16 protein-coding genes and 2 pseudogenes are annotated in these 18,844 nt (G+C 60.6%); 9 read left to right on the forward strand and 9 right to left on the reverse strand.

The features are described 5' to 3' along the window. Positions 1 to 727 precede the first annotated feature (727 nt). Genes CIT26_RS38655 through rpoN form a run of 3 tightly spaced genes read left to right on the forward strand, consistent with a single transcriptional unit; the run spans position 728 to position 3,290 of the window. Complete coding sequence (locus CIT26_RS38655; protein WP_167391354.1) at positions 728 to 1,234, forward strand: transcriptional repressor; 507 nt, start codon at positions 728 to 730, stop codon at positions 1,232 to 1,234. Further along, positions 1,234 to 1,767 (forward strand): peroxiredoxin, encoded by a 534-nt coding sequence (locus CIT26_RS10060; protein ID WP_095492439.1) that lies wholly within the window; start codon positions 1,234 to 1,236, stop codon positions 1,765 to 1,767. The genes CIT26_RS38655 and CIT26_RS10060 overlap by 1 nt, the downstream gene beginning before the upstream one ends. A gap of 56 nt (positions 1,768 to 1,823) precedes the next feature. Then, entirely contained in the window at positions 1,824 to 3,290 is a 1,467-nt protein-coding gene (gene rpoN / locus CIT26_RS10065; protein WP_095492440.1) for an RNA polymerase factor sigma-54, read from the forward strand. 18 nt (positions 3,291 to 3,308) lie between these two features. Here the strand turns inward: rpoN and CIT26_RS10070 are convergent, their stop codons facing one another. From CIT26_RS10070 to CIT26_RS10075, 3 genes and pseudogenes are all read right to left on the reverse strand, one after another. Then, the gene (locus CIT26_RS10070; protein ID WP_245319336.1) at positions 3,309 to 3,929 is read right to left on the reverse strand and encodes a nitrogen fixation protein NifQ; all 621 of its coding nucleotides are present in this window, start codon (positions 3,927 to 3,929) and stop codon (positions 3,309 to 3,311) included. A 30-nt stretch (positions 3,930 to 3,959) separates the two neighbouring features. After that, positions 3,960 to 4,232: pseudogene (fdxB, locus tag CIT26_RS37475) on the reverse strand (ferredoxin III, nif-specific); the annotation flags it as partial. 331 nt (positions 4,233 to 4,563) lie between these two features. Beyond that, positions 4,564 to 5,616 carry an LLM class flavin-dependent oxidoreductase gene (locus CIT26_RS10075; protein ID WP_095492441.1) on the reverse strand — a complete coding sequence of 351 codons (1,053 nt, stop codon included), beginning with the start codon at positions 5,614 to 5,616 and terminating at the stop codon, positions 4,564 to 4,566. A 194-nt stretch (positions 5,617 to 5,810) separates the two neighbouring features. Between CIT26_RS10075 and CIT26_RS36505 the strand changes: the two genes are divergently transcribed. Next, positions 5,811 to 5,969 carry a hypothetical protein gene (locus CIT26_RS36505; protein ID WP_167391355.1) on the forward strand — a complete coding sequence of 53 codons (159 nt, stop codon included), beginning with the start codon at positions 5,811 to 5,813 and terminating at the stop codon, positions 5,967 to 5,969. Here CIT26_RS36505 and CIT26_RS10080 read toward each other — a convergent pair. From CIT26_RS10080 to CIT26_RS10095, 4 genes are all read right to left on the reverse strand, one after another. Then, complete coding sequence (locus CIT26_RS10080) at positions 5,936 to 7,537, reverse strand: SDR family oxidoreductase (RefSeq protein ID WP_095492442.1); 1,602 nt, start codon at positions 7,535 to 7,537, stop codon at positions 5,936 to 5,938. The genes CIT26_RS36505 and CIT26_RS10080 overlap by 34 nt on opposite strands. 366 nt (positions 7,538 to 7,903) lie before the next feature. Continuing rightward, positions 7,904 to 8,500 (reverse strand): nuclear transport factor 2 family protein, encoded by a 597-nt coding sequence (locus tag CIT26_RS10085; RefSeq protein WP_095492443.1) that lies wholly within the window; start codon positions 8,498 to 8,500, stop codon positions 7,904 to 7,906. 211 nt (positions 8,501 to 8,711) lie between these two features. Further along, positions 8,712 to 8,921 carry a ferredoxin gene (locus CIT26_RS10090; protein ID WP_095492444.1) on the reverse strand — a complete coding sequence of 70 codons (210 nt, stop codon included), beginning with the start codon at positions 8,919 to 8,921 and terminating at the stop codon, positions 8,712 to 8,714. Between the two features lie 44 nt (positions 8,922 to 8,965). Then, positions 8,966 to 10,183 carry a cytochrome P450 gene (locus tag CIT26_RS10095; protein WP_095492445.1) on the reverse strand — a complete coding sequence of 406 codons (1,218 nt, stop codon included), beginning with the start codon at positions 10,181 to 10,183 and terminating at the stop codon, positions 8,966 to 8,968. Between the two features lie 1,093 nt (positions 10,184 to 11,276). Here CIT26_RS10095 and CIT26_RS10100 point away from each other — a divergent pair. Both CIT26_RS10100 and CIT26_RS38660 read left to right on the forward strand, forming a co-directional pair. Then, positions 11,277 to 12,497: an MFS transporter gene (locus tag CIT26_RS10100; RefSeq protein WP_095492446.1), complete on the forward strand. Its 1,221-nt coding sequence runs from the start codon at positions 11,277 to 11,279 to the stop codon at positions 12,495 to 12,497. Between the two features lie 219 nt (positions 12,498 to 12,716). After that, positions 12,717 to 13,034: a hypothetical protein gene (locus CIT26_RS38660; protein WP_143747820.1), complete on the forward strand. Its 318-nt coding sequence runs from the start codon at positions 12,717 to 12,719 to the stop codon at positions 13,032 to 13,034. Here the strand turns inward: CIT26_RS38660 and CIT26_RS38665 are convergent. Next, a pseudogene (locus CIT26_RS38665) lies at positions 13,000 to 13,191 on the reverse strand (TRAP transporter substrate-binding protein); the annotation flags it as partial. The gene CIT26_RS38660 and the pseudogene CIT26_RS38665 sit on opposite strands and share 35 nt — an antisense overlap. A 36-nt stretch (positions 13,192 to 13,227) precedes the next feature. Further along, positions 13,228 to 14,106 carry an NAD(P)-dependent oxidoreductase gene (locus tag CIT26_RS10110; RefSeq protein ID WP_095492447.1) on the reverse strand — a complete coding sequence of 293 codons (879 nt, stop codon included), beginning with the start codon at positions 14,104 to 14,106 and terminating at the stop codon, positions 13,228 to 13,230. A 1,066-nt stretch (positions 14,107 to 15,172) separates the two neighbouring features. Between CIT26_RS10110 and CIT26_RS10120 the strand changes: the two genes are divergently transcribed. The 3 genes from CIT26_RS10120 to CIT26_RS10130 are packed head-to-tail and all read left to right on the forward strand — an operon-like array spanning position 15,173 to position 18,834. After that, positions 15,173 to 16,366, forward strand: a complete 1,194-nt coding sequence (locus CIT26_RS10120; RefSeq protein WP_245319328.1) for a histidine decarboxylase — start codon at positions 15,173 to 15,175, stop codon at positions 16,364 to 16,366. Further along, positions 16,363 to 17,448, forward strand: coding sequence for a fatty acid desaturase family protein (locus CIT26_RS10125; RefSeq protein WP_095492450.1), 1,086 nt, complete (start codon positions 16,363 to 16,365; stop codon positions 17,446 to 17,448). Before CIT26_RS10120 ends, CIT26_RS10125 begins: the two co-directional genes overlap by 4 nt. Before the next feature lie 42 nt (positions 17,449 to 17,490). Beyond that, positions 17,491 to 18,834 (forward strand): O-acetylhomoserine aminocarboxypropyltransferase/cysteine synthase family protein, encoded by a 1,344-nt coding sequence (locus CIT26_RS10130; protein ID WP_095492451.1) that lies wholly within the window; start codon positions 17,491 to 17,493, stop codon positions 18,832 to 18,834. The last annotated feature ends 10 nt before the right edge of the window (positions 18,835 to 18,844 follow it).

Here is an 18,844-nt window from a genome sequence, read left to right on the forward strand (position 1 = left end):
GGCACGCTGATCAGCCCGGCCCCCATGCCGGAGAGCGCGGCGACCAAGCCGTCAGCTACACCACTCCCTGGGACACGATCGCGGCCTTTCGGTCGGGCTTGCGACATTCTTGTCCAGTTTCGGACATAAAAAGGTTGCCGATAGACACGCTCGGGGGGACCAAATGAACCTCAAGCATGTAAACGTCGCACCCGAGCCGAATTCTATCCTCACCGAATCCGGACCAGAGCGCTTGCTGAAGAGCGCGCTCACGGTTGCTGCTATAGGCGTGTGTTCGCGATAGCCGTGCCTCTGCGCACGCAAGAACACGCTAGCGGCAGACACTGTGCAATCGCTGCAGTGCCGCCCGTGTGCGGTATTGCATCGGCTCGGTCTGTTCGGTCCGTCTTTCGCCAGCCGGTGCGGAAGCGCTGAATATCCGCACCATAAAGCACCTTTGTTGCTGTGGTGACCAAGCGGTTATAGCGCGCGCCCGGTCTGGGCGAAGACACGGTTCTCTCAAGCCAAAAGGGTCGCTGCAAAGGTATCTTCAATTGAAATGGCATGCCGCTTGCTCCTCGTGGTTTAGAGCCCATCAAAGCACGAAGAAAGCAACTACCGAACCATGGCTGACACGCGAACCTCTATACGATCGTCCGAGGCGACGGTGCCCACTCCCGCTGCAGATCGGGATATCGTCCGCTTCGGAGGTCCGTGCTTGATAGCTGCTTTGAGCATGGCTGGTCCGATGCCGACACGCCAACACGTGGCACTCGCGCAATTGCCGTTTACCGGTTCTGATCAGCATGTGAGCGCCCAAGAGCCCTATCAAAGGGTCGCCCAAGCCAAGGTCAGCGCGTCACTGGCAAGTCTCGACGATGCGCTGAACCAGTTCAGTGACGCGGGTCTCTTGTGTGAAAACACATTTGCGGCTTCACACGCTTATTTCGATACTGGCTACTTCCGGGTGCTATCACTTTTTCCAGGGCACGAGCAGCGGGTGATCGATGCCGCTTCCGGCGCCATAGCCGTGGAAAGATTGCCCAAGCGGCTCGGAGGCTTCCAGCTCACTCATATCGATGGCGTTCGGGCAACGAAGACCAGGAGCCAGGACGTTCCCATACATCCGGATGGAAAAAGGAGGTTGAGAGCCGCGAGGGCCTCATCTCCTGCCTGGCACGCGGGCCCTAGCTCGCTATTGCGCCAGCCCCAGCTGAAATCCAGTGCGCCAGTTTTTTCTAGAGGAGCAGTTTGATGACCGTTCAAAAGAAGGTTCCCTTCGTTACCTTTCTCACGCGTGTTCGCGACGAGTCAGTCCAGGGGCCAAATCCATATCGCTGGGAAGAAAGAACATCCGACGACTACTTTGCCGGCAAGCGCGTCATACTGTTCTCGCTGCCTGGCGCCTTCACCCCGACCTGCTCGACCTACCAACTGCCCAATTTCGAAGAGCTCTATGACGAATTTGAGAAGCAGGGAATTGACGCGATCTACTGCGTCTCCGTCAACGATGCCTTCGTCATGAATGCGTGGGGGAAGTCCTTGGCTCTGCAGAAGGTCGAGCTCATCCCGGATGGGTCAGGCGAGTTCACGCGCAAAATGGGCATGCTGGTCGCCAAGGACAATCTCGGCTTCGGTATGCGCTCCTGGCGCTACGCCGCCCTGATCAACAATGGCGTGGTGGAGCAGTGGTTCGAGGAGGAAGGTTTCTCCGACAACTGCGAGACCGACCCCTATGGCGTCTCATCCCCACAGAACGTTCTTGAAAAGCTGAAGGCCGCCGCATGACCTAGTTCCCATTACGCACGGCCAAGAGCCTCCTCGACAGGATTATCGAGCTCACCATGCAATCATCAGCAAGCCTGCTTCAGCGCCAGAAGCTATCTATGGTCGCCTCGCCTCAACTCATTGAGTCGATACGCTTGCTGCAACTGGCGCATGCCGAACTGCATCAGTTCGTGGAGCAGGAACTCGAGAAGAATCCGCTTTTGGAGCCTGCTTCAAACGATGGCGAGGCTTTTGGCGACGTTTTGCCGAATTCGGGGGAGGATCAGTACATCGGTGCACGCGAAAACGACGTTGCAAGGCCGACCATGGCCGGATCCCCCGAACGGCTCGGGGAATGGAAATCACTTCGCAACACGAGCAACAACCCGCCGGGCAATCGCCCTGCCTTCGACGAGTTTGCCGCCCTCACCGAAACATTGCACGACCATGTCGCTCGCCAGATCGCCCTCACTGCGCTCACACCACAGGAGCGGCTGATTGCTGGCCAGCTTGCCGCTCATCTGGAAGACACTGGCTACATTCGGGCAAACCTTTTGGAGCTGGCAGAGAGCTTAAACATCCGGGGGGCTGATGTGGCACGGGTTCTCGGAACCTTGCAGCACTTTGATCCACCAGGAATCTTCGCGCGAACGCTCAGCGAATGCCTTGAGATCCAGTTGCGCCAGCGAGACCGGTTCGACCCGGCGATGGCAGCTTTGGTTGCCAATCTTGAAATGCTTGCGCGACGCGATTTTCAGGCATTGAAGCAGCGTTGCGGTGTCGATGAAGAAGACCTTCTCGACATGTTGCAGGAAATCCGTGCGCTCGATCCCAAGCCTGGAAACCGATTCCAATCCGGAGCGTCGGAATCCATCATACCCGACGTCTGGGTCATGCCCTCGCCCGGCGGTGGATGGCAAATCGAACTTGATCCAGACACGTTGCCCAAGGTGCTGATCAACCAAAGCTATGTCGCGGAAGTCTCACGCCGGGCCGGCCAAAATTCGAAAGATATGGCCTTTCTCAACGAATGCTTGCAAAATGCGAACTGGCTAATCCGCAGCCTCGATCAGCGGGCCAAGACGATCCTTAAGGTTGCGACTGAAATCGTGCGCCAGCAGGATGCCTTTTTGGAACATGGCGTCGCCCACCTGCGGCCTCTCAATCTCAGGACTGTCGCTGACGCGATCAACGTGCACGAGTCGACGGTAAGCCGGGTGACCTCGAACAAGTACATGCTTACCCCGCGCGGGGTGTTCGAACTGAAGTATTTTTTCACTGTCGCGATCGCCTCCTCCGAAGGCGGTGACGCGCACTCCGCCGAAGCTGTCCGCCATCGGATCAAGGCAATAGTCGCCGAAGAATCGCTTGATGACGTGCTTTCCGACGATGACATTGCTGTCCGGCTCAAGGAGACCGGCATCGATGTCGCTCGCCGCACCGTCACAAAATATCGCGAGGCGATGAACATCCCCTCCTCGATACAACGGCGCCGGGAAAAGCGCTTATGGCTCAACGGCGACCAAGGCCTGAAGGCCTCGTAACCCTGACGAAAGCGGCCCTTAATCCAATGCGATCCCGTTCTTGACCCGCATGAGGCGACTTTCGCCTTCCTCCGGGCCGAAGCAGCTTTCGAAATCATTGCATTGCCGGCAATTGGGCGCAGTGCAAAGCGAAAAACCTTCGGCCTCGCAGAGTTTGCGGTAAAAGTACTTCTTCCATCTCATGTTTTGGGTGTTGCCGGCCGCCAGCGTCGGAAAATGCGTGGCAAGCAGGCGGCTGAGCTCGGCCCGGTTGAGAAGGCCAAGGTCCTGCCAGAGATGGTCATTGCGCATGGCACGGCGGGCGACGATCTTGGCGAAGCGGGCGCTCGCCGGGTCGCCCGGCCGGGCATGCGCCAGCAGCAGGCCGCGCAGAAGTTCTTCCTCCATGTCTGGCTCGGGGTCGCTCACCTCTTCCAAGGCGAAGGCGTTGACAGCGGCAGCGGGGAAACCGCGGGGCAAGACGTCGCGCAGCTCGGCGCGCGAAAGGCCGGTCGCCTCTGTCGCCGTCGCCTCGCCGGCCTCGACCTCCTCGAGCGCACGCGAAAGCACGCAGGCAAGCACATGCTGGTCGAACCTCCTCTCCAGCTCGATGCGCGGCCATTGGCAGGCGCTGAACCGGCAATTGTGATTGGCGAATATGGTGGCGTTCTCTTGGTTTGTCCGCCAGCATGCGGCGACCTTGTCGGCCGCAACATGCGTCTGGCAGTTCTTCGGGCAGACGCGGGCGCAGGCTCCGCAGCCAATGCAGCCGGCATGGTCGACGACCATGATCATGCGATTGAGCTCGCCGTCGAAGTCATCGTCCTCGCCGTCGCAGACGCCGAGGATTTCACCCGCGTCATCGATGCCGTAAAGATGCATGACCTCGCGCGAGCAGACCTTGAAGCAGCAGCCGCAGCCGATGCAGGTCGTGCCGTCGATAGCGGTGAGATACTCCGGCATCCATCTGGAGCCGTCGCGGGTGATGAAACCGCTCGTCGGGAATTCTCCAACACAGCGAGCTTTCTTGCAGCTGCTGGGCGCACATCGTGCCGCCGCCATGCTGAAGCTGCGTCGTCACTGTGCGGGCGGCACGGTGAACGCTGCGTTCCGGCCGGAGGCCGTTGCAACGGCGATGGAAGCCGGGGCAAGGCATTCGTTTGACAGACCTTCGACATAGGTCCCCTGAACCTGTCGCTGCGAGCGACCTCGGCTCCGTCCCTGCTGTTGACCGCGCGCTTCTGCCTTTCGAAACGACCAACCAGCCGAGGTGAGAGTTCAGCCGTTGCGGATTTCAACCCCTCGCATGAGCGAGCGACTTGTTGACCGCCGGGATGATCTTGTCTCCCCAGAGCTCGATCTGGCGCAGCATCGTCTTTTGGTCGAAATCCCCCAATTGGGTCTGAATTGCGATCTGGTCCGGTTTCAAGATATCCACCTCTTCCAATAGGCGATCAATCACGCGATTCACGCTGCCAATCGGCAGGTTCTCGCGCATCGTCTCGAATGACAGATCCTGCTGCGTCGGCGTTTCCTGCAGCAGATAGCCGTCCAGGCTCTGCTGGCGGCGCTGATGCAGTGCTTCAGACAGCCGGCGCTGGAAGCGGGCATTGTCGAGATAGCTGTTGATCTCTGCCTCGTCGTCGCTGGCATAGCAGCAGCGCAGCAGCGATATCTTGGCGTCCGTGACATTCTTACCTGCGGAAGCCGCCGCCCTCTTGATGGATTCGCGCAGCGTGCTCAAAGTCTCCAAGCCATTGTGGAATGCTGTGACAAAGAAATTGTGTCCCTCACGATAGGCCCGGCGCATGCGCGCGGACCCGCCGGCGATCCAGATCGGCGGTGTCGGCTTCTGGACGGTGCGCACCGAAATCGCTGTCGGGGGTATGTTCTCATACTGGCCGTCGTGCTCGAAGATGTCTTGGTTGAGGCCCTTCAGAAGGATGTCCAGGTATTCCGAGAAGACGGCCGGCGCCTCATCGATATTTACGCCGAAGCGCTCGAACTCGAATTGCTGGTATCCCAGGCCAACGCCGAGCTCGAGACGGCCGTTTGCAACGATGTCGGCGAAGCCGATCTCGGAAAGCAGGCGCTGCGGTTGATAAAGCGGCAGCACGCAGACGGCGGTGCCAAGGCGAATGGTGCTCGTCACGCCGGCGCAGTGCGCCACCATCATCAAGGGCGAGGGAATCAGGCTGTAATTGTTGAAGTGGTGCTCCGCGAACCACGCGGTGTTGAAGCCAGCCTGCTCCGAAGCGACAGCCTGTTCAATGGAGTTGCGGATGACGCTGTCGGACGATTGATGATAGCCGCGCTGGGCCGCCAGGATGAAGGTCGCGAATTCCATGGTGCTTCCTTGTTTACAGAGGGAGTTTGCCGATCAGGGGATGCGCTCGGCATGCGCACAGAAGGTATTGGCCGCAGCGTCGATCCAGCCCTTGGCGGCGGCGTAGTCTTGCGGCAAACCGCTCGCCATTCGGCGGTTGCAGGCGCGCCCCGAGCGGTTGGAACCGCTTCGACCGCGATGAGGACGTTTTCGTCATGGCCGAGGATGACATGCTCGATCGCAGGAATCGCTTCGGGCGCGGCGCGCAGCCCAAGCCTGAAGCCTTGGACCTCTTCGGCTTCGATGAGCCGCAGCCCGTCGGCTGGCGAATGGTCGATAATCAAGCCGCGGCCTCCGCAAAACAGTCGTCATAGAGTTCGCTGGCGTTTCCCGCATCACCGAACGAGGTCCAGCCGCCGTCCACGTAGAGGATCGAGCCGTTGATGTATGAGGCGTCAGACGAAGCAAGGAAGAACGCTGCATCTGCGACGTCTTCTGGCCGTCCCATCCTCCCCATGGGGATGCGTCGTCCGATTGCTGTCGAGTCGATGCGGCCGGCTTTCGCCAACTGAGCAAGTGCAGGCGTGCGGATGTAGCCAGGAGCGACGGTGGCTGTCCGAATCCCCACCGGCCCGAGTTCGGCCGCCATGCATCGGGTCAGAATGTCCATCCCCGCCTTGGAGGCGCCGTGGGCATGGCGCGGCGCCAATGGCAGAAAGCTGGTGATCGATCCGAGGTTGAGGATCACGCCGCCAGGGCACATCGCCTTGATCGCCTCGCGCGCACAGGTGAAGGCTCCGGTGAGATTGATCTCCAGGACGTGTTCGATCTGTTCCGGTGTTTGTTCGATCCCCGACAACAAAGTGTCGGCGACAGCAGCACCGTTGACGAGGACATCGATGCGCCCGAAGCGTCCCCGCAACTCCTCGAATAGCGCCACCACATCACCCTCGGCTGCCACGTTCACGGATTTGGCCGGGGTCTTGCCGTCGAGCAATCCAGCGAGCTCTGCCGCTGCAGCGCCATCCTTATCAGCAATCACGACGGTATCGCCGTTGGCGGCAAAGCGGCGAACGACGGCCGCGCCTACGCCGTTCGCGCCGCCCGTGATGAGCACGATTCGCGCGTCGGTGCGTTCGGCCGGACAGGAGAGCTCGGCTCGGGGCGTCCCATCCACCGGTGGGTGTGCATCCCCCGGCTGGTTGAATGACATCCAGCCGCCGTCGACCGCGAGCACCGATCCGGTGATGTAGCGCGCCTGCGTGCTGGCCAGAAAACGCACGGCGCGGGCGATCTCGTCGGGCCGCGCCAAGCGCCCCATCGGCACACGGCGGCGCACCGCGGCGAGGTTCATTTTGCCCGCGCGTTCCAGTTCTGCGACCATCGGGGTGCGCACGTAGCCCGGTGCTACCGCCGTCACGCGGATGCCACGAGACGCCCACTCGCATGCAAGCGACTTCGTCAACGAGATCAGGCCTGCTTTCGAGGCTGCGTAGGCATTGCGCTTGGGATTGCCGACCATGCCTGCCATGGAAGCGACGTTGACGATGGCACCGCCTTGCCTCATGCGTCTCGCCGCTTCGCGAGCCATGACGAACGGCCCAATTAGGTTTACTGCCAGGCCGCGTCGGAAGGCGTCGACGCCGGTGTCGACAGTCGCGGCCATGGTGGGTCCCACCGCTGCGTTGTTGATGAGGACGCCGATCTCAGCGAACTGTGCTTCGACCCGGCCGTAAAGCGCGAGAATATCCTCCTCTCGCGAGACATCGCACTCGAGGCCGAGATGCGGGTAGCCGAGACCACGGGCCAATTCAACGACGCCGCTGCCCGGAAGGTCCACCGCAACAACACTGTCTCCATCCCCGGCAAGAAGATCGACCAGTGCTCGGCCGATCCCGCCTGCGGCGCCTGTAATGATGACGATGCGTCCTGCCTGCTTCATGAGAACTTCTCCGCGACGAGCCTCAGCGATCTCAGCCCATCACCCGTTGGGCGGAATGAGGTAAAGCAGCACGCCCGGGTGACAGCCAGTTGCGGCCCCAGATAGACGTCGAGCGTTCCGGCAGCGGTCCAACTCTCGATTTGGCAGTCGAAGCTGGTGAGGGACCCGCCGAGGACAGGCGCTTGCCTCGATGAGCGGCTCTGCCGGGGTCCCGCAAGTCGATGCGCACCAGCGTCGTCGGCGGGCTCGTGGCGACAGAGCAGGTCGCTTTCACGCTCACGCTGTCGCGGAGCAGAAAGGCAGCCCTGTCGGCCGCATCTTCACTGCGCAGGCTATCGCCGAGGTCGCTGTAACATTGCAAAGTTGTCATAGTCTGTTGTCCCCATTGCCGATGCGGATCTCCCGTTCGAAATCTCTGAAGGCATCATGGCGAAAAGGAATGCGACGCGTCCCGAGCGCGTAGACCGGATCGTGCGGATAAGGTGCTCCAATCGGCTGTCGCGGGCCGAACCGTTCTGCCTCAAGGACCGCGGGTGGGATCTGCTCCTCGATCCAATCGTAGACCACCGTCCGTTCGGCAATCCGCCACTCCCCTTCCCTCTTCTGAAACAGATCGCAGTAACGGCCGCAGAGGAGCGTCTGGCGTACTTCTCCGTCTTTGTCCGGTCCGCGCTGCAACGCTGTGAAATAGCTCTCGACCGCGGCCTTTGCCGAGCTGATGAATTCGATCAGGATGTTCGTGATCTGATGGATGTTGCGAGGCCCGGTATTGAAGACACCGAGCGCAAACCGGATGAAGCCCTCTGCCGAGCCGCAATAGGCCCCGTGATGGTCATGCGCATCGGGCCAGTACGCGCCGCGCAACGCCGCCTCATCCGCGCGGTCTATACCGCGGCAGTATCGATAGAGGCAGTCGCGGATCGCCTCACGGTCGAGTAATTCGGTAATTTTTGCCTGGTCCATCGTCTCTGCCGCAAATTGGGTGATAGGAAGAGATGTTTCGCGAGCCCCGCCCGCCGTTTGCGCATCATGGGAGCACCTCGATGCCGGGGATGCCCTTGCGCAGTTGGACGAGGACGGGTGGGGAGAGGCCGCGTGCCGCTCTTCCAGTGTGCGGCCACATGGCCGATCCCCCATTCAAGCCCGCCAGATTCTCGGTTCAATGACGTCGTGCTCAACCCCGCGCAGCGGGTGTACGGTCGAGTTCCAGCGCACGTTCGGGGCAGGATCGCGCACCGCGTGACGCAAGCCGTTGCTCCCCCTCCGCAACCTCAATGTCACCGGGCAGGATGTAGCCCTCGTCATCAAGTTTGAAGACGTCCGGCGCTTGCGCCGAGCATCGCGCGTGACCCTGGCATTTGGCTTTGTGGACAATAATGCGCATGGCGCTACCTCCAATGTCTGTGCCCGGCTCGGGACCGGGCTTGGTCAGGACCAGTCCAGGATCAGATTTTCGAGCCCGAACACATGGCCGCCAGAGGTAATGGGTGCCGTAGCTTTCTTGATCCGGAAAGCCGGGATGCGCGCCAGCCACTCCTCCAGGCCAATGACAATCTCCCGCCGGGCAAGGTGTGAGCCAAGGCAACGATGGGGACCATAGCCAAAGGCGGCGTGGCGGTTTTCCTCTCGCGCCAGATCGACCGTGTTGGGGCATTCGAATTCCGCTGGGTCACGATTGGCAATCATCGTGGCGCAGGAAACATAATCCCCCTTGCGGATCGGCGCGCCTTCGAAGTCGATATCTTTTGTTGCCACGCGGATTATCTGAACGGTCGGATAGGCGCGCAGCAATTCTTCGGCTGCGAGCATGATCCGGTCCGGTTCGCGCCGCAGCAATTCCTGATCTTTGAGGTTGCGCGCGAGATAAGCCAGGCCAAAGCCTATAGCTGCCGCGACCGTGTCGAGCCCCGCGACGAACACGAGCACGCCGATGCCACGGACTTCCTCCTCGGTCAGCCGGCGGCCCCCGACCTGTGCCTGCACGATGAAGGTCATGAAATCGTCGACCGGTTCCTTGCGGCGCTTGGTTGCAAGTTCGTCGATGAAGGCCACAATCGTCCGGGCCGCCGCCGGTCGCTTCACATCGTCGCCGTGGAGCAGATCTTTCGCCCAGCCGACAAATGTATCGAGTCGGTGATCCGGCAGCCCCAGAAGGCGAAGGAAGATGCTGACCGTGAAAGGAAAGGCAAAATCCTTCATGACGTCGCAGCTTGTGCCCGATGCGGCGATCCTATCGATCAGAGTGATCGCTCGCTCGCGGACAGCCGGCTCCAATACCATCACCCGCTTTGGCGAAAGCAGCGGATTGAGCAGTGAGCGAAAGACGCCATGGGCCGGTGGATCGAGTTCAAGCGGGATCATTGGCCAGTTTTCGCCCAGCGCGGATGAGAAGATGCTGCGATGGCTGGAAAAGGTTTCGGTGTCCTGCAGCACACGGCGTTGGTCTCTGGCGCGAGTGATAACCCAGGTACCCCGGCCACCGCGCGTGTTGCAGGGCGAATAAAAGATCGGCGGCCCGGCATGGACGCAAGCGACAGCTGCGTGCGGATCCCCGTTGGGCGTCGGCGCCATGCCAGGCGACGTGAACAGACTGAAGTCCCTCACCATTTCGGACGGCACATGATCTGGAACCGGGTTAATCGCCATTTGGTTTCTCCTGAACGTCAGGCGTTCTTGCGCTCGATTGGATCGCACGGCTGGTCACAAGGTCGACTACCAGCATCGTCCCGGCTCAGGCGCCGTATAGATTGGTCAATGACCGCTGAGCTCCATGAAGCACTGCTGACGCCCACCCTGACAAAATTCTCGGAGCAAGTTGCGTGCCGATTAGCGCACCGTTTGCATTGCACCACTTGCCCGGTACCGGTGGCCCGGCCTTGTCGGCCTTTTGGTCGGGCTTGCGACATTCTTGTTCAGCTTCGGACACAGAAGGTTTGCGGATAGAGACGCACGGAGGAGCAAATGAAAGGGACCTGAAGCATGCAAACGCCGCGACCCGAGCCGAACTCGATCCTCACCGCGTCCGGAGCGGTGTGCGCTTGCTGAGGGGCTGGAAGATATCAAAGACCTTCCTCGACAGGGCGGGAGTGGCAACAGCGCGCGGTCGTACATGCTGCGACAGCGGTGTCTTCGCGGATCGCCGTGCCTGCGCACGCAAGAACGCGGTAGAGACAAAGCCTTACTCGATCGCCGCCGTGCCCGCCGGTGTACGGCAATGCATCGGCCGCCTGTCTGGAACGGTTTTCGTGTTTCCCGAGTCGGCGCGAAAGTGCTGATTACCCCGACCATACAGCACCCTTCTCGGTCCTAGTGACCGATTGTGCGGGGCGCTCGGTCTCGGCGGAGGCACGGTGCTCCTGCTCAAGCCAAACGGGTCTCTGCAAAAAAGTAGTCGATTGGGTGCCCTCAAGTGAAATGGCATGGCGCTTGCTCATCGTTAGAGCCCATCAAAGCGAAGAGAGCTACAAACTATGGCTGAGACGCAAAGCTCCATACGAGCGGCCAAGGAGCCCGTGCCCATTCCCGTCGAACGTCGGGACATTGTCCCCTCCTCGACGACAGCGTCGTCCGGCTCAAGGAAACGGCATCGATATTGCACGCCGCACCCTCACAACATGTCGCGAAGCTATGAACATCCCCTCCCCGTGCAACGCCGCCGGGAAAGGCGGCGCTTCTGGCTTTAAGGCGGGTCGACGCAGCCACCCCATGTTGCAGCGCATTCAAACTGAAGAGCTTATTCATGACCGAATCGGCGACAGGCTTCACGGAGGTTGTTCTGCACGACCCAGAAAAGCCCAATCAACGGTCTTGTCCTGCATGGGGTGCGGTCATTTCGCTTGCCTTGGGCACCTTCGGGCTGGTGACGGCAGAGTTTCTGCCTGCCAGCGTGCTGACGCCACTCGCGCATGATCTTGGTATCACCAAGGGTGCGGCAGGACAGGCGCTGACAGCCACCGCGATCGCTGCGGCGATCTCGGCGCCAACGATGGCCATGATTACAAAGCGCCTGGACCGCAAGATCGTCGTGTGGGCGATGACGCTGCTGCAGATCTTGTCCAACGTTCTGGCGGAGGTCGCCTGGTCGCTGCCTATTTTCCTGATGGCACGCGTCGTGCTCGGCATAGCGCTCGGAGGCTTTTGGTCGATTTCGGCAGCGCTGGCGATGCGGCTCGTTCCAAGTCACCTCCTTCCGCGCGCCATGTCGATCATCCTCACCGGCGTTTCCGTCGCTACCGTTTGCGCGCCTCCAATCGGCGCCTATGTCGGCGAGATCTGCGGATGGCGAGCCGCCTTCATGATCGCCGCAGTCGTTAATGCCGCTACACTGCTGGTCCAATTCATAACCATTCCGACGCTGCCTCCGGTTGAAGTGGCTACATTCCGCAGTCTGCTGGATGTGGCCAAGAATCCGACGATCAGGGTCGCGTATTTGGTCGTCCTGCTGGTCGCTTCTGGGCACTTCGCCAGCTTCATCTACATCCGTGCCTTTCTCGAGAAGGTTCCCGCGCTCGACATCGAAACGATCTCGCTAGTGTTGCTCGCTTCTGGCGTCGGCGGCTTCTTCGGCAATTTTGCCGGCGCATTCCTGGCCAAGCACAGCCTCAAGGCAGTCGCGGCCCTGCCGCCCCTGCTCATAGCGATAGCCGCTGTCTCGCTGCTGACGGTGGGAGCATCGGCATCGGCATCGGCCTCGGCGATTGCGGTTGCCGTATGGGGCTTTGCCTTCGGCGCGGTGCCAGTGGGGTTACAGACGTGGATGGTGCTGCGCGCCGCTCCCGAGCAGGCCGAAAGCGTCGGTGTGCTGATGGCCGCAACGTTCCAAGTGGCCATCGCAGCCGGCGCGATTTTCGGCGGACTACTGGTGGATAATGCCGGGATTGCCAGTGTCTTTGCCTACAGCGCGGTTGCCACGTTCCTCGCCGTCCTGACAGTGCTAGTGCTCGGCCCGCGCGAAACCTAGACCGCCTGACAGACGAAGCCCTCAGTGCGGTGCGGCGAAAGATGCAATCGCATCAGCCGCGCGGTGCGATCCTGCGCACGATTACTTTGGCGGTTGCAGGCTTCTTCTCGCCAATCGTATAGCCGCCTGGATCGCGGCACTGACTCTTCCGCGGCGGCTTCCGATCGGGCATGACCAGGGCCGGCACCTCGCCGGCCTTCAGACCGAGGCCGGCTTTGTATGGAACCCGTCGAAGGAACCGCAGTCTTCAATCAGCTTGCCGCGCCCCCTCCTCGAACACGTTCCAGATATTCGTTCCGGCTGCTCGACGTGACGATGCGCCTTGGCGTAGGCGACGCACTTGTCATGCAGGCAGGCGTTCAGCTTCTCGTAGGTCTTGAAGCGCAGTCGCGGCGTGAAGAAGCGCTCGCGCGCCAGCCCGACCTGGTTCTCGACCTGAATCAGCCCGAGGCCGGCGTGCAGGCGAACCAGATAATGGCTGCACATCTGCAGGAAGCGGCGATGCTTTCCGCAACGCCTCCCGGTCAACCTCGATGAATGAGATCCCATTGGCCGTCAGGTCGCTGGGCAAGCTCTGGCTGAGACGCGCGTCGGCCCGCTGATCGAGCGCGGAACGGTCGAGCTCGCGGCTGACGATCTCCTGGATATCCTTCGGAAGACGTGTGAAGGCGAGCTTGTTGCCGAGCACCCAATAGTCGTTGATTAAGGTTTGGGGGCTGCTTGATCGCGCTCACCCACCGTTGAGCGCGCGATAGGCGCGGATCACCTGGCTGTCATCGACTTGGCCGTCGCCGTGGCCGGAAACGGAAAGGAAGAGCTGGTGGGACAGAGCGGCGAACGGCAGCGCCGCCTTGGTTTCTCGGCCCGCCTCGAGCACGATGCCGAGATCCTTGACGAAGATATCGACTGTGCTGAAGGCCTCCGGGTCGTCCACCATGATCATGCGCGGCCCGCGATCTTTCAGCATCCAGCTCGAGGCTGATGTACCCGAGAGAATGTCGAGCATGCGCGCGGCATCGACACCGGCCTTCTCAGCGAGCGAAAAGGCCTCGGCCGCTACAGCGATGTGAACGCCGCAGAGGAGCTGGTTGACGGTCTTGACGACTGCTCCCTGGCCGGGGTGCTCGCCTATGTGGAAGACCCTGTCGCCCATCGCCTTGAAGATCGGCTGGGCTGCCTCGAAGATGCTCTGCGGCGCAGCCGCCATGATCGTCAGCGTCCCGGCTGTTGCCCCGGCAGTACCGCCCGAGACCGGCGCGTCGATAAATCCTCGCCCGGTCGCGGTAACACGCGCGGCGATAGATTCGACCGATTTCGGCGGACAGGTCGCCATCAGACAGACGGTCGCGTCAGGAGGGGCTGCCGCGAGCGCTCCATCGGTGAAGAGCACCGATTGCGCCTGCGCCGCATCGACCACCATAAGCACGACAAAATTCGCACCCGCGCAGGCTCCGGCAGCCGAGGCGGCCAGCGTGCCTCCCGCCGCTTGTAGATCCGCGAGGCTCTTTGCGGCAATATCGAAGCCCTGAACCTCAAAGCTGTGTTTGAGGAGATTTCGGGCCATGGGCCCGCCCATCGATCCGAGTCCGATGAAGGCGATCTTTGTCATGCTGCCATCCTCCTTGGCGGCTAGTCGCAGCGAAGCCACCTTCTAAGATTGTCGTTTGGACAGGGCGCGTCGGACAAGTGCCCTGAGCGGGTGCGTCTTGGCTTCGAAGCCAGCAATACTCGGAAGACCTTTATGATCACGCGCAAAGGGATGCAGGGATGCTCACCATGGGCGGCTTCGCGGCGGTGGCTGCAGCGGCGCCGCCTCCGCGCCGACAGAGGCAGCAGCCGGGTGATGCCGAATGGTCGACGCTGTCTTCCGGCCGTGCGCCGCCGCCGAGCGTAACGACGGCGAGGCCGATCTCGCGCGTCGAAATCATCGAAGCAAGTTGCGTGCCGACTCGGCGCTCCGTCTGCGTTACACAGCTTGCTCGGCAAGCGGTGGCGGCCCTGGCGACCTTTGGGCGAGCTTGCGACATTCTTGTTCAGCTTTGGACACAAGGTTTGCGGTAGACACCCCACAGAGGCGGCAGCCGAGATCGCGTTCTTGGCGCGGAACCAATAGCGTTCGCGCTTGCCGAGGGTGCCGCCGCAATTGTCGAAATGGACGGGGTGCTAGCACGATCAAGGTGGGGTCTGGACCGCCCCTTTGACCGGCTGGAAGACCGCGGCCGCAACGGCTGCTCGAAACCGATGCCTCGGCTCGCCGCCGTTAATAAGCACCTGTCCAGCATTCCCAGGACAACGTCTAACAACCGACATTTACGGTCGCTCTGTCGGGTCCGCGACGCGGGGCTGTTTGGCCTACTGCACCTTGTTAAACCATTGAATAATATAGGGAACGCTCTTTTTGAGGACTTTCTGCGATGTCGGCACGATTTTTGAGGCTTTCTCGTCGCGAGGCTTCGGGAGTTGCCGAACCGATATTCTCGTCGTGGTGACAATTCCGTCGTTCCCGGCGCACCGACCGCCCAAACGGCCGTGGACGGCTATCTCGCCGAAGTCGCCGCCCGGTCTACCGGATCAGTGACGCCGAGCCGGAGGCGGGGTGGTGGCGGGCTGATTGGAGCGGGTCTTGAGTCACCCTTGCCTGCCGTTTCCCTGGGCGGCTATAGCGGAGCATATGCGTGAAGCTTACGTGCGATATATTGGACACTCGTCTCAGTACTCCGGCCGTTATCAATGCGACTCTGGATAAACTAAGCAATAAATTTGCCGATAGGCGCGAAAAACACCTGGGATACCCGTACAATCTCGACTTTGATGCCTGGCCAATCTCTCAGTTCTGCAAATTTCTGATCAATAACTTGGGCGACCCCTATGTCGGTTCACACTATGCGACTGAGGTTTGTGGCGTAGAGCGCGAGGTGGTCGACTGGTTCGCTCGGGTCTGGGAATGTGCCGATCCAGAAGAATACTGGGGAGCTGTGGGTGCGAGCGGAACTGAGGGCAATCTGTGGGCCCTATATCTTGCGCGAGAGACTCTTGGTAATCCGGTTCTGATACACTCCACAGAGGCGCATTATTCGGTTCCAAAGGCGGCGAAAATCCTCCGGATCGAGGCTTTGACGTGCGAGGCCGACCATACCGGCGCCATCTGTCCGGATGCTCTGCGGGAGGTTGTCCAGGCAAATCGCCATCGCTGCGTCATTCTCGCATTGACCTGTGGAACGACCATGAAAGGGGCGCACGATGATATCGCGTCCTGCATCAGCGTTCTGGACCAAGTCGGGATCGATCCGAGTCGGCGCTTCGTCCACGTCGATGGCGCCCTGAATGCAATGGTCCTTCCCTTCGTCGATGGCTTACCGAGTGGTATCCGTCCCTCCTTCCGGCACGGGATCGATAGTATGTCAACCTCGGGCCACAAGATGATCGGCACGCCGATGCCCTGCGGCGTCCTCGTAGTCCGACGCGAACATGTCCGTCGAGTGGCCTCCACCGTGAGCTACTTGCGCTCTGATGATACTACCTTGATGGGATCGCGAAACGGCCACGCCGTTCTCGCGATATGGAACCGGCTGACGCGCCTCGGTATCGCCGGTTTCCGTCATTTTGCCCGAACCTGCATCGGGCGTGCGGATGGCTTTGCGGGAGCACTACGCTCAGCCAGTGTGCCGGTATTGCTCAATCCGTGCTCCTTGACGGTTGTGTTTCCGAAACCGTCCGAGAGGCTCGTTAACGAATACCAGCTCGCATGTCATGGCAACTACGCCCATGCGATTGTCATGCCAAACGTCAAAGCTGATCTCATTGACCGCTTCGTCGGCGACTATACCGCCGAGTGGCCCTGCAATTCTCGGCAAAAGGTGTTTTCATGAACGCTCATGTACAGCCCCAGTATCACGGCATCGAAGCGCCAAAACGCTACATCCACTACCGCTTCGATCGATCCATCACTCACGAGATCAAGGCACTTGAGACTGACAATTGGCATGGGCCTCTTTACATCATAAAGGACTATGCGGTGATCGCCGCCTTCGCGTGGCTGGTCATCGGAGCAAGCTGGTGGTTCTATCCCCTAGCTGTGATAGTCATCGGAGCGCGTCAGCGAGGCATCTCCACCATTTTGCACGATTGTGCGCACGGTGTGCTGACAAAGAATCGTGGGCTGAACTTCCTGCTTGGCACGCTGCTGACGGCTTGGCCCCTGTTTCAACGCCACTTCGCCTACAAGGAGTCCCACGTCCACAGCCATCACCCCTACCTCGGGAGAGCCGATGCCGATCCTGACCTCGGGTTTTTCATCGCGGAAGGTGTCTTCACACCCCAAACGGATCGCTCTTTCGTTTGGAAGATCATCATCTTCCCCCTGCTTGGATCGAAAACCTACGCATATCTGAAGTATCTGCTCCGCAACAGATACCGGATGATCCTAGACACCCTCTCTCGCAAGGAGAGCTCAACGCGGGTGAAACGCGAAGAGACATGGCGTTACGTGTTCGATTGCTGGGGCTTTTACGCGTTCTGGGCGTGTGTCGTAACGCTAGCTCTGGCCTACGGCTCCTTCCAGGAGCTTGTCCTTCTCTGGGTTGTTCCGTACCTCACCTCGTTTCACATCATCGGCTGGTTCATCGAGATGTCTGAGCATTGCAGCTCCATTGACCGCCGAACCGTGGACCTGGAAATGACCCGGAACCGCCGCAGCCGTCATATCGAGAAGTGGCTGACCGCGATCAACGGCGACAACTATCATCTCGATCATCATCTGGATCCAGCGACCCCGCTCTGGCGCTTGCCCGAAGCACATGCCATCCGCATGAGGGACCCTGTCTATGCGGCGCATTGTTCCGAAGCGGGCGGGATCTTCCAGTCTGGCCCAAATGGCGAGCCTTCGATCCTGAAACTGATCCGCGACCAGAACCGGAAGCGCTTTGCCGCAAGCGCGGGATTGCGGGCCTGAACGCTACGTACCGAGAACAATGTGTCCCCGGAGCACTCGAAGTTGACCAAACTCCAGAAAAATGGCTCTGCAACACGATTGGAGCCAACGCCGGCCCTTCATGCGGAAACGACGGTTCTGCATGGGGGCTATCGCTGTGATCCGGCGACTCTGGCGACGACTGTGCCGATCTATCTCTCGAACGCCTATGCGTTCGAATCCATTGATCACGCATCGGACATCTTCGATCTGCGCCGGCAGGGGCGCACTTATTCGCGGTTAATGAACCCGACGACGGATATATTCGAGCAACGTGTTGCGGCTCTGGAGGGTGGCGCCGCCGCCTTGGCAACCTCCTCGGGGCAGGCCGCGATTATGCTTGCGATCCTGAACATTGCCGTTTCCGGGGACAATATCGTGAGCTCCGAGCATCTGTATGGCGGGACAATCAATCTGCTCGCCACCACGTTTCAGCGGCTCGGGATCGAAACGCGCTTCGTCGATCCGAGCGATCCCGAGCGCTTCCGCGAAGCCTCGGACCACCGCACGCGCTGCTGGTTTGCGGAAGGGCTTCCCAATCCGAAGCTCAGCCCCTTCCCGATCGTCGAAGTGGGGGCGATCGCGCATGAACTCGGAATTCCGCTGATCATCGACAACACGATGACCCCTCTCATTTCACGCCCTCTCAAGCTTGGCGCCCATGTCACCGTGCAGTCCACTTCCAAATATATCTGCGGCCACGGCACCACGATCGGCGGCATTATCGTCGACGGCGGCACCTTCGACTGGGCCGCTTATTCCGAGCGCTTTCCGTTGATGACGCGTCCTGATACCTCCCATGGCAATATTCTCTGGCTCGATGCGGCGCGCGATCTGCCCGGCCCCTATGGGGCCAGCCCGTTTCTGCTCAAGATGCGCAACACGCTCATGCGTGACTTCGGACCCTGCCCGTCGCCGTTCGCATCTTTTCTCTGCATCCAAGGCCTGGAAACGCTGCCTTTGCGAATGCCACGACATTGCTCCAATGCCCGGCAGCTCGCCGACTATCTCAAGGCGCATCCTGGTGTTGTCGACGTGACCTATCCGCCTTTTGGCGGAACAGTTGAGCGGCAGCGCGCCGTGCAGAACATGGGCGATCATGGCGGCCCCATGATCGTGTTCGAGATCGCTGGAGGCATCGAGGCCGGGGGCCGTTTTATCGAGCGCTTGCGACTCGCCTACCACGTCTCAAATATTGGCGACGCGAGAACGCTCGCCACGCATCCAGCCTCGACGACTCATGCTTCGGTTCCCCGCGAGGCGCGCCTTGCTGCCGGGGTTCGCGATGGAACAATCCGCATCTCCGTCGGACTTGAGCATATTGATGATATCATCGCCGATATCGGGCAAGCCCTTGAGGGCGCCTGATTGTGGCCTC

Source organism: Mesorhizobium temperatum (assembly GCF_002284575.1).
Taxonomy (GTDB): Bacteria; Pseudomonadota; Alphaproteobacteria; order Rhizobiales; family Rhizobiaceae; genus Mesorhizobium; species Mesorhizobium temperatum.